Source organism: Rania fehmarnensis (genome assembly GCF_056494185.1).
The window spans coordinates 8,938,170-8,953,079 of record NZ_CM151398.1 but is presented as its reverse complement, the minus strand read 5'-3'; the positions used below and the strand labels follow the sequence as shown (position 1 = coordinate 8,953,079).

The following is a 14,910-nucleotide window of genomic DNA, read 5'->3' as shown; positions in this document are numbered from 1 at the left end:
TCTAATCGCAATGAAGATTTGTATTTAATCCGAGTCTCTGAGAGACTCGGCTACGTGGAGTCAGTGGAGGCAGGGCACTAGTTCTACCAACGTATCGAGCTCGTAAGGACGGAATCGAGCTTCGGTGGTACTGGCGTCATCGCGCAGCAGCATAACGTGCGCACCCAAGTGAGCGGCAGCGACTGAATCGACCAGGTGTGTCGAATCATTGGCGCTCATTTGCATGAGCAGTCGAATCTCGAGCTCGCGCTGGGCGGAACGGCTAAGCCAACGACTAACTGTGTTAGCGTTCTCGGCATGGATCAGCGTATGAATGTTGTGCGCTGGGCCATCTCGTAGGAGTTCTTCGAGCTGTTTGTCAGGAGTGACCTTGGTTTCACCGAAGGAACCCAAGCCATACTCGTCTTCCGGCCGGAAGGTTCGCAAGCGACCGATGTTGATAATCGTCAACAAGATTGGCGCCCATTGAGCGTAGCTGTCGGGTGATTCCATTCGCGACTTGAGAGCGGCGTGGATCTCGCCCAGCAAACCGTCTGCTCCGCGAACATCGGCAAACTGTACCAGAGCTGGCAGTGTGTGATTCATCCGCTCTTTTAGCGATAGACAAGCGGCATCGGTAGGCTTGGCAGCTTGAATCACCGATATTTGAGGCTGCACACGTCGAGCATGATGGGCGACAAACGAGCCAGCGATCGACAAGATCACTGCTGCGGTTTGCGAATCTTCGCTGCCCACTAGCAGAATGTTTCGGCCCGCCTGGTCGGTTAGCGGAATCGTGACTGCGGGACTGATGGCGACGCTTTCGCCCAGCACGCACCAGCAAGCGTCGGGATTAAGTTGAGCGCGAGCGGCTTCGACTGCTCGAGCGGCCGCTTGGCGATCCCAGGTGGCTGGACGATTTCCGTCAAACACTACGCAACGCCCGAGCAGATTGGAACTGCTGTCCGTGTTGCGATAACCATGACTGGGCAAATCGGCTAGCCATTTCACCATTTCGCTTTTGGTCAGCCAACCAATCTGCATGGCTGAGTTGCCTTCCACGCGTCCGCCTTGGTCGTTGTACACAGCCTGGCCTGGATGATGCAAACGCGATGCAGCCGGATTGTCATCCGCAAAGATCATCTGCGCATCAGCGGCATCACACTGCAAGGCAATGCGCACGCCCATCTGACCCATCGTGGTTCGCGGTAGCGAATAGGCTCCGGCCAACGTTTGACTGCTCAGCACAGCATGCACGCCGAACGATCGACCTTGACGCACGATGCGATCGAGGATCAGGCTGACCTGGCTGGTCAGTTTGTCATCTTCGACGAACAGTTCTTGAAATTCGTCAATGACAATCAGCATGCGTGGCATCTGTTGGTTGGGATGGATTAAGTTCCAACTTTGCAAGTCTTGTACGCCTGCATCGCGAAACAGCTGGCCGCGATTTTGCATGCACTGGTCCACGTACTCCAGAGCGCTCAAGCCGAACTCGCGTTGGCTTTCGATGCCGATGATGTCGGCGTGGGGCAGTTCGCTTTGGCTATAGGCTTGGAACTCCACCCCTTTCTTGAAGTCCAGCAGAACCATCCGCAGGCGCTCTGGCGAATACTTCACCGCGGCGCTGGTGATAATTGCGTGCAAGAGGGTGGACTTACCCGAACCAGTCTTGCCCGCCACGATCGCATGCTGCGCAGTACCGACGCCCAGTTTGAGCGATTGAACTCGGCCGACACCACTTTGACCGATGGGAATTTCTAGCGAACTTGAACTATCGGCTTGCCACCATTGGTCATGCGCAGGAGCGATGCCCGAGAGCGGCACTTCGACCCGACTGGCCAGCCGCGCGCGTCGACCCACTTGATGGATGATCTTTTGCGTGGTTTCCGGGGCTGGCGGTTGGATGGGCTGAATGGTCAGCGATGCCAGGGCAGGTTCCGCGGTGGTGATGCGCGTCGGCGTGCCTTCTAGTTTCACATGCAGTCCGCGACGCATGAGGATATCGCGACGTTCGGGTATTTCCCAAGGTTGAGCCGGATCAAGAATGAAAATGGGAATGATGCCACAGCGGGCACCCGTATCGAGCAAACTCTGTAAGGGTTTCCAAGACTGATCATCCAGGGCTAACGGAAACGATGACCAGAGCAACAAGCGGTAAGGTTCAGCTAATGGACCCGCATCGCGATTGTATTGTTCGATGGTTGCGTACTGGTTGCGCAGCGACTGTTGGATGAAGTCCTCGGCTTTGAGCGCCAAGTTGTTCAAGTGTTTGGCAATGTGTGTTGACTGCGTCCAGACGCGATGCGTAACTAGTTCCGGATCGTAGTCGCCTAGATGCATCAGCCAACCGTAGTCACGCCCCAGACCTTGAGGATCAACGACCGCGACCTGTGTCTTGCCAGGTGGCAAAGTTGTCAGCGCTCGTAGCAATATAGATTGAATCAGCGATATAGCTGCCGTTGAATTGGGATCGGCGGTAATCGTCAAATATCGATCGCGAAACGGTTCAAAGTTAATCGGTGCAGTTATAGGTCCGCCGGCGTCGATGCGAACAGCATCGGGCAGCAGTGAATCGAGCACGGCTTGGCCAAGTGGCAAGATGGGAGTGGTTACGCCTTGTGTCCAAGGTGCATCGCTGGCCATTTGTTCCCACACCGGGAAATGATGTTGGCACCACTGACGACTGCGCGCTAACCAGGTGACTGCCTTTTGCGAGGCTGCACGCATGCGGGCTTGACCTTGCAGCTCGGCGCGATGAATCGATTGTTCGAATGTCTGCAAATCGTTTTGCAACAGCTCGGCTCGTTGGGACTGAGCCGCCGCGAAGGCGGCTTGATCGTGCTGCAGTTGATTTAGACCTTCTTGGTCGATGGTTCGCAGCGCTTGATTGAGTTGCTCTTTGACGGCCACGCGTTCGTTGGCGGCGTAAGTGCGCAGTCGAGTCATCTCCTTCTTGACGTGTTCGTTTAATTCCTTGGCAGCGTGGTCTCGCCAGGTAACAGCTTCTTGCATGCGGCTATCGCGTTTGGCGGCCAGGCGACGCAGTTCGGCATCATTCTCACTTTTGGCTAGATGCATCGAGGCGCGTTGGAGTGCATGGCCTTCGGCCAACGCGTTTTCCAGTTTGGGCAGTTCGGCGCGGATCACGCGTCGAATCCATGGATGAACCGCCACGATGGCCACGATGCCCATAACGATGGCTGTGATGAAACCGATCCCTACAGCCAGTAGCCAAGGTAGGATGGCCAGGCCACCAATCAAGCCAGCGATCACGGCCCCGCATCCGGTGCAGATCAACCAGAACCAAATCGATTCTATGCTGCGCGCGATGCGATTGTGAGCCATCCAGTGCACCAGCTGTCGCGCGTGTTGAATGACATTTTGCCAGCGCTCGATGGCTTCGGCCGAACTGGTCGGTGGGCCATCGGTGAAGCTGCGCGAAGTCGCATCGACATTCAGCACCATGCTGCGCTGAGCTAACAACGTGGCGGCTTCTTGTTGGACGACCGCTAGAGCGCCTGCGATCTGTTCAATGCCTTCTTTGGTTTTGTTCAGCTTGGCAATCGTCTTGTCTTTGGAACGCATGAAGCGCCGCTCGACATCAGCGATCCGCTTTTTAGCTTCGGCCGTCAGTTCGTCGCCTTGGCGACGGGCATCGACGCGTAGACGTTGTTCTTCGGCGCCGACACTATGTACCGCTTTGTAAGCACGTCGTTCGGCATCATCCCAGACGGCCATGCGCCGCTGATCCCAATCCGTGGTCGCAGCCGCCTGCTGTTGTTGGAAACGCGCGCGTTCGCCCTGCGTGCGAGCTTCGGCTTCCGTTTCGGTTTGCTGAAGCTGCGAGCGCAGGTCGGCCAGGTGCTGCGCCATCTTCTCGGTGCCCTGCTCCATGCGCAGTTGCAGTCCGCGAGTCAGTTGCTCCAGACGCTGACGAGTTAACAAACGAGGGTTGTGATTCATAGCAGCAGCTTCGGTCTTGAGGTCGACACTGAGACAGCCAAGCTCTACGTTCGATCGGGATCGCCGAGCTTCTTGGTTAGCATCTCAAACAGTTCGTGAGCCTCGTGCAGGCTGGCAACCAACTGCGACACTGTAGGTTTAAAGGGTGAAAGATGCTCGCGCAAAAACGCTCGACCCCGGTCATCCTTCCAGATTTCCTCGGTCGACTGCATTTCTTGTTCGAGTTGTTCAGCCAGTACGCTAAAGCGCTGAGCCAAGCTACCCAATTCATGCGAAACGCGGCGCATAGGCAATCCTTAAGTAGTACATGAGGGGAACATCCGCCACCTCCCATTGTACTCTTCCGGGCAGAAAGTGGGATCGAATCCAAGTTTTCATGAGCGTTTCTGAACAGCAGAATGTACGCTTTCGGAATTCGAATTCTCAAAACTAAGCCGCAGGCGTTAGCGGCGTTAGCCTCGTACTCGTACTCCTACTCGTACTCGATCCGTCACTGCAGCTATCGAGTAGGAGTAGGAGTAGGAGTAGGAGTAGGAGTAGGAGTAGGAGTAGGAGTAGGAACCGATGCTAGCACGTAGCTGACGTGTGAATTACTCGGCGTTTGACGCCTTCGCTAACATTGACTGGCCATACAGGCTCGCTAGCCGCACGCTTCGCTTTTTTGAGAATTGAGATTAGTGATCGTGATGATCATGCCCGTGGTCATGATCATGGTCGTGATCATGGTCGTGATCATGGTCGTGATCATGATCGTGATCATGATCGTGATCATGATCGTGTGAATGATCGTGTGAATGATCGTGTGAATGATCGTGTGAATGATCGTGTGAATGATCGTGTGAATGATCGTGTGAATGATCGTGTGAATGATCGTGTGAATGATCGTGATCATGGGAGCCCATGTGGGGTGCGGGCAGTTGGCTGATCAGAGCTGGGGGGCGTTCTAGTTTCAGGTTCAGCACGGCGCGCACGATCAACTGGTACACCTGCGCTAGTGGCATACCGCTTTCCAGGGCCAGTCGTTTACAGTCTTCGTACTCGGGAGCCACGTTCGGTTGGCGTCCGGAGTGCCAGGCCAATTTGGCCCGGGCTTCGCCCAATGGTGTTTCGACTCGTATGATTTCGCGATGCAGTTTGCGGCGGGCCATCAGCTGTCTTCGAATTCCCAGCGAGCCGGTGTGCATGAAGATCAGGTCTTCAAACCGCTGGCTAAAAGCAGCTCCACATAGCACGCTCAGCAGCACACCCGGACGATTCTTTTTCATCGCGATTGGTGTGGAGTAGACTTCCAAAGCTCCGGCGTCCCACAGTCGCTCGATGGCAAACCCGATCTGTTCGCCGGTGGCGTCGTCGATATTGGTCTCCAGCAGCATGACTTCATCATTGCCGACGCCAACGGCTGACTGTCCTAGAAACAAACGCAACAGGTTAGCTTGTTCTGGAAAATCGCGATGACCGGCACCGTAGCCAATGCGTTCGATACTCATCGAAGGCAGCGGTCCAAAGCCATCACCCAGGGCAGCCAGTACAGCCGCTCCGGTGGGCGTGGTCAGCTCGGCTGCGATCGCGCTTTCGCGGAGTGGAATACCTTGCAACAGTTCAGCCGTGGCGGGCGCGGGCACGCTGACCAGGCCATGCGCGATGTGCACGGTGCCGGTGCCGGTCGGTGGTGGACCAGCTACGATTCGTTCAATCTGCAATTCATCCAGCGCGATGGCGATACCCACAATATCGGCGATTGAGTCGACCGCGCCCACTTCATGGAAGTGCACCGAGGCCAGGCTGGTGCCATGCACTTTCGCCTCAGCTTCACCTAAGCGCGTGAAGACGCGTTTGGCCAGCGTGCGGGCTCGTGGCGTTAACTGGCTGCCATCGATCATGGCAACGATATCAGCCAGATGGCGATGCGCGTGCTCGGGTGGGTGAATCACATCCAGTCGCAGAGCTCGAAAGCCACCTCGCATTGTTTGCGAGAACTGCAATTCGAGTTTGGGCAATCCCAAGGTTCGCAGTTGCGCTTCGATACGCGCTCCATCGGCTCCCGCATCGACCAAGGCCGCCAGAGTCATGTCTCCGCTGATACCGCTGAGCGTATCCAAGTAGGCTAAACGCATTAAACACGTAATCTTTCTAAGCAGCCGGTCTCTTTTGTAGCTGAAGTCGCCAGACTTTGGCCCTGTAGCTGAAGTCGCCAGACTTTGGTCTACCTAATCTTGACGAGTCCCCCAACAATCTTCCGCCTGGCGCAATACATGTTACTCGTTATCGCCCATGAGCATACTGCCGATACCGCCGAACGAATTCAAAACGGAGCCTTGTTCTTTACCGCTGCTAGCACCGGTGGCAAAGCGACGAGCCAGTCGGGCAAACGGCAAGCTCTGTAGCCAAATCGGTCCAGGACCGGTCAAGGTGGCAAACACCAAGCCTTCTCCGCCAAACATGGCGCTCTTGATGCTATTGTTGAATTGAATATCGTAGTTGATCGTCGGCCCCAGGGCGACGATGCAGCCAGTATCGACGCGCAATGTTTCGCCAGGTTCCAGTTGGCGATGCATCATCGTGCCGCAGGCGTGAATCAATGCAATGCCGTCACCGATGAGTTTCTGCATGATAAAGCCTTCACCGCCCAGTAGACCGACGCCGATCTTCTTTTGAAAAGCGATCGAGATCTCGATGCCTTTAGCTCCGCATAGAAACGCATCGCGCTGGCAGACGATTTCGCCTCCCAGTTTATCCAAATGCAAAGCTTCGATCCGGCCGGGATAAGGTGCGCCAAAGGCCACTGTCTCTCGCTTGGCTGAAACATTGGAAAAGACAGTCATGAACAGTGACTCGCCGGTCAGCACACGTTTGCCGGCCGACAGCATCTTGTTCCAGAAACTGGCACCGTGTTTACTGGGATCACCGAAAACGGTTTCCATCTGGATGCCCGAGGTCATGAACATCATCGCCCCGGCTTCGGCAATCACCGCTTCGCGTGGGTCGAGCGTGATTTCGGCGTACTGCATATCATCGCCGAAGATTTCATAATCGATCTCATGCGCGATGCGCGTGCCACTGCCCACAGGCAAAATCGGCGGTGGGCTGTTGCTGGATTGCAACGCAGCGGTGAAGATCTCTTGGCAATTCTGGCAGCGCACCTGTTTGCCTAAATGCTCTGGCGGCAAACTGTATTGAGCTCGACATTTGGGACAATAGATTATTTCCATGATGCGCTCCGTAACTGCGACGCATCCGCGTCGGAAAATGGTAACCGACGCGTCGGAGAAATACTTGGCCGCTGCGCCGCTTCGAAGGATTTTTTGGACTGGCAACTCACTTGGCACTGTTTAGTCCACCGGTAGGCGCTTGCCTCGCCAATATACAAGAGGAACTCGACAATATGCACACAGCTGTGGTGGGCATCGACGTGGGTGGCGCAAATTTAAAGGCCGCAATCTGGATAGACGACGAAAGTGCCCACGCGGCCAGCCTCGAGTTTCCAATGTGGACCGAGCATACCAGGCTGGCTGAGGCGACCGGCGACCTGCTCGCGCAGTTGCCCTTGAACCATCAGCTGCCTTGGTCACTGGCCGTAACGATGACCGGCGAATTGGCCGACTGCTTCGAGTCGCGGGCCAGTGGTGTCGGGCAGATCCTCGAGCAGCTTAGCCGCGCGGTACCGGTTGAACGCATGCACGTTTATTCTGTCCAGGGGCAGTGGTTAACTCCTCCACAAGCCATTGTCGATCCTTGGAGTGTGGCCGCCAGCAACTGGCATGCACTGGCCAGCTGGTTGGGCCGTTGGCCGACGACCAAAGAATATTGCCAACAGGGACTCGTGGTCGATATCGGCTCGACGACCGTGGACATTGTTCCAGTGGCGTTCGGCAAAGTGGCTACCCAGGCGCGAACCGACCGCCAACGTCTGGAGCTTGGTCAACTGGTCTACACTGGACTACGACGCACACCTGTGTGTGCCATCGTCTCGCACCTGATGCTGCGTAACGTTCGCGTTCCCGTCATGGCGGAACTGTTTGCCACCGTCGATGATGCGTGGTTGCTCTTAGATGAAGTTTCGGCTGATCCCGCTGATCGCTCTACAGCCGATGGCCGTCCCCGCACGAGAGTTTATGCCGCGGCTCGACTGGCGCGGATGATTGGGGAAGACCGGGATAACCTGACTGATGAAGAACTGGTGGGCTTAGCGCGGCAGGTAATTGATGTACAGGTTTTGCAAATAGAGACTGCCATCAACCGCAATCGAACGAGCGATTGCACAAGGAGTTGCAAAGACTATCTAATCTATAGCGGGCACGGCTTGCCGTTATGGCGACAAATAGTTAGAACGATAAAGTCGCCGCCAGCGCAGTTTGCACTGACTGATTGCCTCGACGAGCAGGTTTCACGATGTGCTCCGGCGGCCGCCGTCGCTTGGCTCTTGAAACAGTCGAGCGTGAGCCCTACCTGATTTCACCCCGCCGTTTACGATCAACTTGCATTCACTTGTTCCGCAAGTGAACCCGCCAAATTGCCCCATATATGTAACTCAAGACGAAGTGGTTTGTCGTCAATCAAACCCGCACTCGCACCAACCCGAGACCCGCTCCAAGGGTGTTTTCGTTGGCGTGTAACCACCCAGAGAAACGTGGTGTGGGCGGTAAGATGACGCGCATAGATGCCAAACACGCGCCTCGGGGCCGAAGAGAACGAAACTCGGCTGCCAGCTCGACTTCCGCAGTTGAGTACGAAACTACTGCGGGAATCGTCTTTTTAAGCCCCTCAGCTATCGCTGGCAGCCGAGTATCACGCCCGAAGAATGGGATGTTCAACCCATCTATCGACCATGATAACACGAGAGCTGAACCTTTGACAACTATTGCAAGGCCAAATTGGTTACATTTTGACGCTTTTTTGGCAAGGCGGGCATGGTCGACTTGGGGGGTATCTTTCATTAACCACCCTGCGGAGGCGATTGAGGGACGATTTCAAGCTGAACAGTCGACGAAGAAGTGTACATTCCCCCCGCACTCTAGCCCTAACACCACCGCAGGTCTGTCCGGTCTGTCCCTAGTCACTCACAGCCGAGGTCAGACGCGTGGTTGATTCGCATGAATTGGTCGCGACGGGTTGGTCCCCGATCAAAAGCGCGGGGACAGACCACCGGCGCGCAGCCGCCTCTGACCAGAGGTCTGTCCCCAAACCTTCGAATCGTTAGCTAGCATCCGGCATGCGCTCGGGGACAGACACCGGCGCGCGGACAGATCGGGCCGATGCTCTGTCCCCGTCTTGCAGGCGGGATTTGCTTGCAGGCAGTCCCCCATCATTCAGAGATCGTACAGCGACCGGTTTGGTCTTTCGGGAGTGAGCCACCGCCTGGGCGCTCACAAATTTCGATTTCATTGGTCTATGCAACCGAAAGACCGAATATCGATCGCATCGTTTTGAGCACAGGCAATGCTGCGCATAGCCAGTGCCACTCAGAACCCTTAACGCCATGCAGTGGCACGACTTAAAAGCTGTACGATCTCTTTACAGCCGGGGACAGACACGTGGTTGTTTAGCTTGCATTGGTCGCAGGGTGTGTCCCCGTTCAAAAGCGCGGGGACAGACCACCAGCACGCCGCCCGATCGCGCGGGGACAGACATTGGTTAGCGGGTTCCCAAAAGCCCTGCACAGCTGCTCGACTGGCATTTGGCAACTTGGTGAAAGTGCGTCAAAAACCGATGTTGGCAAAAAATGGCCTGGCCTGTTAACATAAGGGCACGCCGAGCGCATGGGCCGAGGCGGGCAATCAGGGAGGATTTGCACAATGGCCAGGGAATCGTTTCGCTTCATTCACGCTAGCGACTTTCATCTCGAACGTCCAATGCAAGATGTATTGGACTTACCAGACCATCTGCGCCGTACTTTGGTAGATGCCCCCTGGAAAGCTGCCGCTTGTATCTTCGAGCACGCGTTGGTCGAAAATGTCGACTTCGTGGTCCTCGCAGGCGATTTGCTCAATCCAGTTTCTGCCGGCGCCCAAGGCGTGGCCTTTATGCTCGATCGATTCGAGGAACTGGCCGCCCGCAGTATCGAGGTCTACTGGGCAGGCGGTTCGGTCGATGATCCCGATCGCTGGCCCGAAGCAGTTGCTCTGCCCAGCAACGTCCACCTATTCACCAAACGCCAAGTCGAATCGGTCGTGTGGCGACGCAATAGCCATGCACTAGTAACCCTGCTAGGCCGCAGCAGTGATGGAGCCGAATCGGTGCGAGCTGCCGAATACGCGCATGAAGCCGACGACAACTACGTCATCGCCGTCGCCTATGGCCAGGCAGATTTGGAAACACTCGGCAACGAACGCATCGACTATTGGGCCCTGGGTGGCCAGCATCAAAGCGAAATTCTGTCAGCCGAGCAACCGTGTATTCGCTACTGTGGCACTCCCCAGGCGCGATCGCTGGCGGAGTCAGGGCCACATGGTTTCGTGTTAGTCGATATCGATGCCCAGCGAAACATGCAGACGCACCAAGTCGAAGTCGATCTGGTGCGGACAACGATTCAAGAGATCGATGCCGACGATGTGGCGCTGGGTCGAGACCTGCGTCAACTATTGTCGCGGCGTGTGGCTCGCATCCAAAGCGAGGCAGCCGGCAGGCATGTGCTCGTTCACTGGCGCGTGCATATGGATTTGGAAAATGCTAGTGTCGTGGGCCCCAGTGCCTTAGAAGAATTGCTAGGCTGGTTGCGCCGCGAGTTCGGTCATGGTTCGCCGTCCTGTTGGTCGGTCGATATCGAAGTCCTACCGCCCAAGCAACTGCCCAAAAAGTGGCAAGACGAAGACACGATCCTGGGTGACTTCTTGCGAGTGGCTGCTGGTCATCGCAAGAACGCGGCCAAGGAGTTGAATCTCAAACCGCTCGTCGATGGCGAAACACCCGGCGCAGCACCTTGGGCTGCCGCTTTGTTGCCGGCTGATTCCGCGGGACAGCTGGCCATGCTGGAACGTTCCACACTCTTGGGCGTAGATATGCTTCGCGGTCATCAGATCGATCTGCTGGCGCCCACGCGCCGCTATGGAGGACTGGATAAATGAAGATCAAGGACGCGCAGGTCGATGGCTTTGGAGTCTGGTCCAGTCTGACCGTGGACGGACTGCCCGATACGATGAGTGTCTTCTACGGCCCCAACGAAGCGGGCAAGACGACACTGATGCAATTTTTGCGCACGATGTTCTATGGCTTCACACCTGAACGTCGTCAACGCTATCTGCCGCCGGTGCATGGTGGCAAACCTGGCGGCGCGATTCGCGTGACCGGTCCCGGTGGTGGATACGAGATCGCGCGCCGCGCGCAGCTGGATCAAGGTGGCGTGGCGGGCCAGCTGAGCGTCACTGGTGCGGACGGTCTCTCGCAAGGTCAGCATCGCCTCTCGATGCTCATGGGCAGTATCGACGAATCGATCTTTACCAACGTGTTCGCTATCGGCCTGCGCGAGTTGCAGGAGCTCAGCACGCTGGACGATACGGCTGCGGCCGACGAACTTTACAAACTCTCCAGCGGCTTGGACCGTGTGTCGCTGGTCGATGTCACGCGCCAATTGAAGATCGCTCGCAGCCAGGTAGTCGGCGTTACACCCGAAGCCGGTCAGATGCAGCAACTCATGCTCAAGCGTGAAAAGCTGCGCGATGAAATCGACAGTCTCACCGCTCGCGGTCGTCGCTGGGCCGAACTGGCCGCGCTGCGCGCGACCCAACAAGGTGAGCTGGATGAACTGAAACAACGCGTCGAACAGTGGGAGCTGGAATCGCGCAGCTTCGAAGTCGCCTTGCAAGTGCGCCCCAATTGGCAACAGCGCGCCGCGCTCAACGACGAAATCGCCGCGCTCAACGCGCGCACCGATGTACCCGAGTCGGCCGCCGAAAAACTCAAAGGCATCAATGCTGAAGTTGCCCAGCGGCAAACCAAGCTGGCTGAAGTCAAATCGCAGCGTCGAGCCTTGCGCGAACGCTCACGCAATCTGCCGTTGCGTTCAAGCTTGCTGAAACTGACGCCCAAGATCGAAGCTGCCTCCGAACAGGCTCCCTGGATCGGGCAGATTCAAAAGCACATCCAGCGCATCGAATCACAGTTGGCGCAGACCACCGAGCAGTTGCGCGAGGATGGCAAGCGTTTAGGTATCAGCGAAGAAGACTGCGAAGCCTTGCTTTCAGACCGGCGCATGACCCGTATGCCCGATCTGTCCCCTCAAGCCATCAATCAGCTATCCGAGCCGGCGCGCGATGTGCGCACCTACCTCGGACGCATGAAGCAGGCCAAGCAGCAGAGCGAAGTCGATAAGAAGGAAGCGGATCGACTGGCCAAAGAATTATCAGGAGCACTGGCCACTCGTCAGCATGATAATTTGCACGATGCTATGGGCGCGACCAGCGAGCTGATCGGTCTGCTGCGCCGCCGCCTGCAGATTCAAGATATGCTCGACAAGCATCAAGCTCGTCGTCAGCAATTGGAAGAAGAAGCGGTCGATCTAGCGGCCGACGAAGCTCTGCCGGTTGAACGTTCGTTCATGATGGGCTTGATCTTTGTAGGTGGCGCCTTCTTTGCGCTGTGGGGTATGGCCAAGGTAATGCCTGGCCAGTGGTTCAATATCAAACCCGATCCCAATACAGGTCTGTTGTTCCTGCTACTGGGCGCCTTCATGTTGTTCTTCTGGTTCACCTGGGGGAACATGCTCGATCGCACCACAGTTAGCGAACTGGACGATTGCGAAGATCAACTCGAAGCTCTCAAGAAAGAGCTGCGCAAGATCGAAGCCGAACGCGATGAATTCGACCGCCGCTTGCCACCGCACACCGGTTCACTAGAAGTTCGACTGCGCGATGCCGAAGCCGAACTGACCACCCTGGAAACGCTGCTACCCATTCAACATAACTTGCAAGCTGCCAGCGAACGTCACAAAGCAGCTCGCCGTCGGGCTACCGAGGCGGCCGATGCGCTGCGTCAAGCTCGGGGTCAGTGGGAGAAAACACTGCAGCACTTGGGTATCACTCAATCGCTATCACCCAAGAGCATTCGCATCATGGCTGAAGGCTATGATTCGCTGCTGCAAACTCGCCGCCGCATGCAAGCTCTCGAAGACGAACTCGATCAACGTCGTTTGGAGCTGGGCGCGATCACGCAGCGTGTCGACGGTTTGTTACGTCAGGCTACGGCGACTAAAAAAGCCAGCGACGAAGTCATGAAGGCCACGCGTGAAGGTCAAGCGGCCAGCTCTAACAAAGACGTCAAAGTTGATCCAAGGGATAAAAACGAAAGCAGGTTAGATCGCGAAAAACGCCAGGCGTTCCAAGCCGCGGCCGCTGCCAAAGACAAAGAGGTCTCAGCCGTGCGCGCCGATGCCGATGCCGCGGCCTTGGCACTAGATCAGATCAATCGCCTCACTGCGATGATCAGCGAACAAGAACAATACATTCAACAACGCAAAGGTCTCAAAGAAGAAGACGCCACGCTCGCCAAACAAATGAGCCAACTGTCCAAGGCCATTGATCGTTTGCATCGATCGCATAGCGCAGTGCTGGCCGAGATTGGTTGCGAGAGCGAAGAGCAACTGCAAGACTTGCTGGATCGCAAGACTAAACACAACAAGTTGCTCACGCAGCATGCTGAATTCAACGAGCGTATTCGCGCGGTCATCGGTGGCGCAGTCGCCTACGAAACCATCGCCCGTCATTTGGATAATCCTGGAGCCGACGAATTAGAGAAACGTTGGGATGCCCTCCAGCAACGCATCGCTAGCGCGGAAAAGCGAGTGGAACAATTGCATGGTCGCCAGGGCGAAATCGGTCAGGAAATGAAATCGCTGGCCGCAGACACGCGTTTGCCCGATGCGAAACTCGAATTGGCTTGCATCGAGAACCAGATAAAAGCGTGCGCTGCCCACTGGCAAACGCTGGCCGCCACCACGCATATGCTCGATAAAGTCTGCGAAGTATATGAAACCGAGCGTCAACCAGAAACCTTGCGCGAAGCCTCGGCCTTCCTGAATCAATTGACCGAAGGCAAGTATGTGCGTGTTTGGACACCGCTGGGCAAGAATCAATTGCGTATCGATAACTCCGCCGGCCAGGCTCTGCCGCTGGAGGTCCTATCACGTGGTACGCGCGAGACTGTATTCATAGCGCTCCGACTTTCGCTGGCTGCCGCTTATGCGAGGCGGGGTGTTATGTTGCCACTGGTTCTAGACGACGTATTCGTTAACTTCGATAAACCGCGTACCGCCGCCGCCGCTCGCGTGCTCCGCGACTTTGCGGCCTTGGGTCATCAGGTAATTATGTTTACCTGCCACGAACACATCATGAAGATCTTTTACGAGATCGGCGTCGAAGTCCGATTGTTACCAGCCCAAGGTCGTCCGGGCGAGGCCCGCATCTATGTGCCCGAAGCACTGCCGGCGCCCAAGAAGATCGTCGTCGTCCAACCCGACCCACTGCCAGCACCTGCACCATTGCCAATCGTCGAGCCCGAACCCAAGGTCGAGCCAGTTCCGGTGCCAGTCGTTGAAATCGTTCCGCAACCAGTCGTGATTCAACCGGTGATCGAACCGGTACCAGTTAAGGTAGTGCAGGTCATTGCCCCACCTCCACCACCAGCCATCGACTGGCTCTGGTACGAAGACGACTTGTCGCAGGCCGATGATGCTCTATTTGATATGGAAGCTCGCAGCCAGCTGGCCGATCGCCATGCAGAAGATTCCGTCATTGATGGCTGGATCGATTCTGTCGAGGGAACAGGGCCAGAGCAAGAATACCCTAATATAGAGGACTATCTTAGGAACCGACCCATATCGGCCTGATTTCACCAGCGTTTTTCATGCTAACCGGCTGAACACCGCTCTCGATGAGCCCCGTTTTAAAAACATTACGGTTCTTGAAAATAACTTGACAAAATTTCTTTCTTAGGACTGAGCGCACCAAATGGCAAGCTAGAGTTTTTCGATTGAAC

Annotated in this window: 7 protein-coding genes; 3 read left to right on the top strand and 4 right to left on the bottom strand. The window is 56.2% G+C overall.

Annotation, left to right across the window (positions count from 1 at the left end; translation table 11 throughout):
- Positions 1 to 60: 60 nt before the first annotated feature.
- From SH573x_RS30185 to SH573x_RS30170, 4 genes are all read right to left on the bottom strand, one after another.
- Entirely contained in the window at positions 61 to 3,945 is a 3,885-nt protein-coding gene (locus SH573x_RS30185; protein ID WP_479351941.1) for an FtsK/SpoIIIE domain-containing protein, read from the bottom strand.
- Between the two features lie 44 nt (positions 3,946 to 3,989).
- Positions 3,990 to 4,232: a WXG100 family type VII secretion target gene (locus SH573x_RS30180; protein ID WP_479351939.1), complete on the bottom strand. Its 243-nt coding sequence runs from the start codon at positions 4,230 to 4,232 to the stop codon at positions 3,990 to 3,992.
- 387 nt (positions 4,233 to 4,619) lie between these two features.
- Positions 4,620 to 6,059, bottom strand: coding sequence for a nickel pincer cofactor biosynthesis protein LarC (gene larC / locus SH573x_RS30175; protein ID WP_479351937.1), 1,440 nt, complete (start codon positions 6,057 to 6,059; stop codon positions 4,620 to 4,622).
- A 141-nt stretch (positions 6,060 to 6,200) separates the two neighbouring features.
- Positions 6,201 to 7,154 carry a TIGR00266 family protein gene (locus tag SH573x_RS30170; protein WP_479351936.1) on the bottom strand — a complete coding sequence of 318 codons (954 nt, stop codon included), beginning with the start codon at positions 7,152 to 7,154 and terminating at the stop codon, positions 6,201 to 6,203.
- Between the two features lie 173 nt (positions 7,155 to 7,327).
- Here SH573x_RS30170 and SH573x_RS30165 point away from each other — a divergent pair, with 173 nt between their 5' ends.
- The 3 genes from SH573x_RS30165 (at position 7,328) to SH573x_RS30155 (ending at position 14,761) form a co-directional block, all read left to right on the top strand.
- The gene (locus SH573x_RS30165; protein WP_479351935.1) at positions 7,328 to 8,395 is read left to right on the top strand and encodes a hydantoinase/oxoprolinase family protein; all 1,068 of its coding nucleotides are present in this window, start codon (positions 7,328 to 7,330) and stop codon (positions 8,393 to 8,395) included.
- A gap of 1,342 nt (positions 8,396 to 9,737) precedes the next feature.
- The gene (locus SH573x_RS30160; RefSeq protein ID WP_479351933.1) at positions 9,738 to 11,006 is read left to right on the top strand and encodes a metallophosphoesterase family protein; all 1,269 of its coding nucleotides are present in this window, start codon (positions 9,738 to 9,740) and stop codon (positions 11,004 to 11,006) included.
- On the top strand, positions 11,003 to 14,761 hold the full coding sequence (locus SH573x_RS30155) for an ATP-binding protein (RefSeq protein ID WP_479351932.1): 3,759 nt from the start codon (positions 11,003 to 11,005) through the stop codon (positions 14,759 to 14,761). Before SH573x_RS30160 ends, SH573x_RS30155 begins: the two co-directional genes overlap by 4 nt.
- Positions 14,762 to 14,910: the final 149 nt, after the last annotated feature.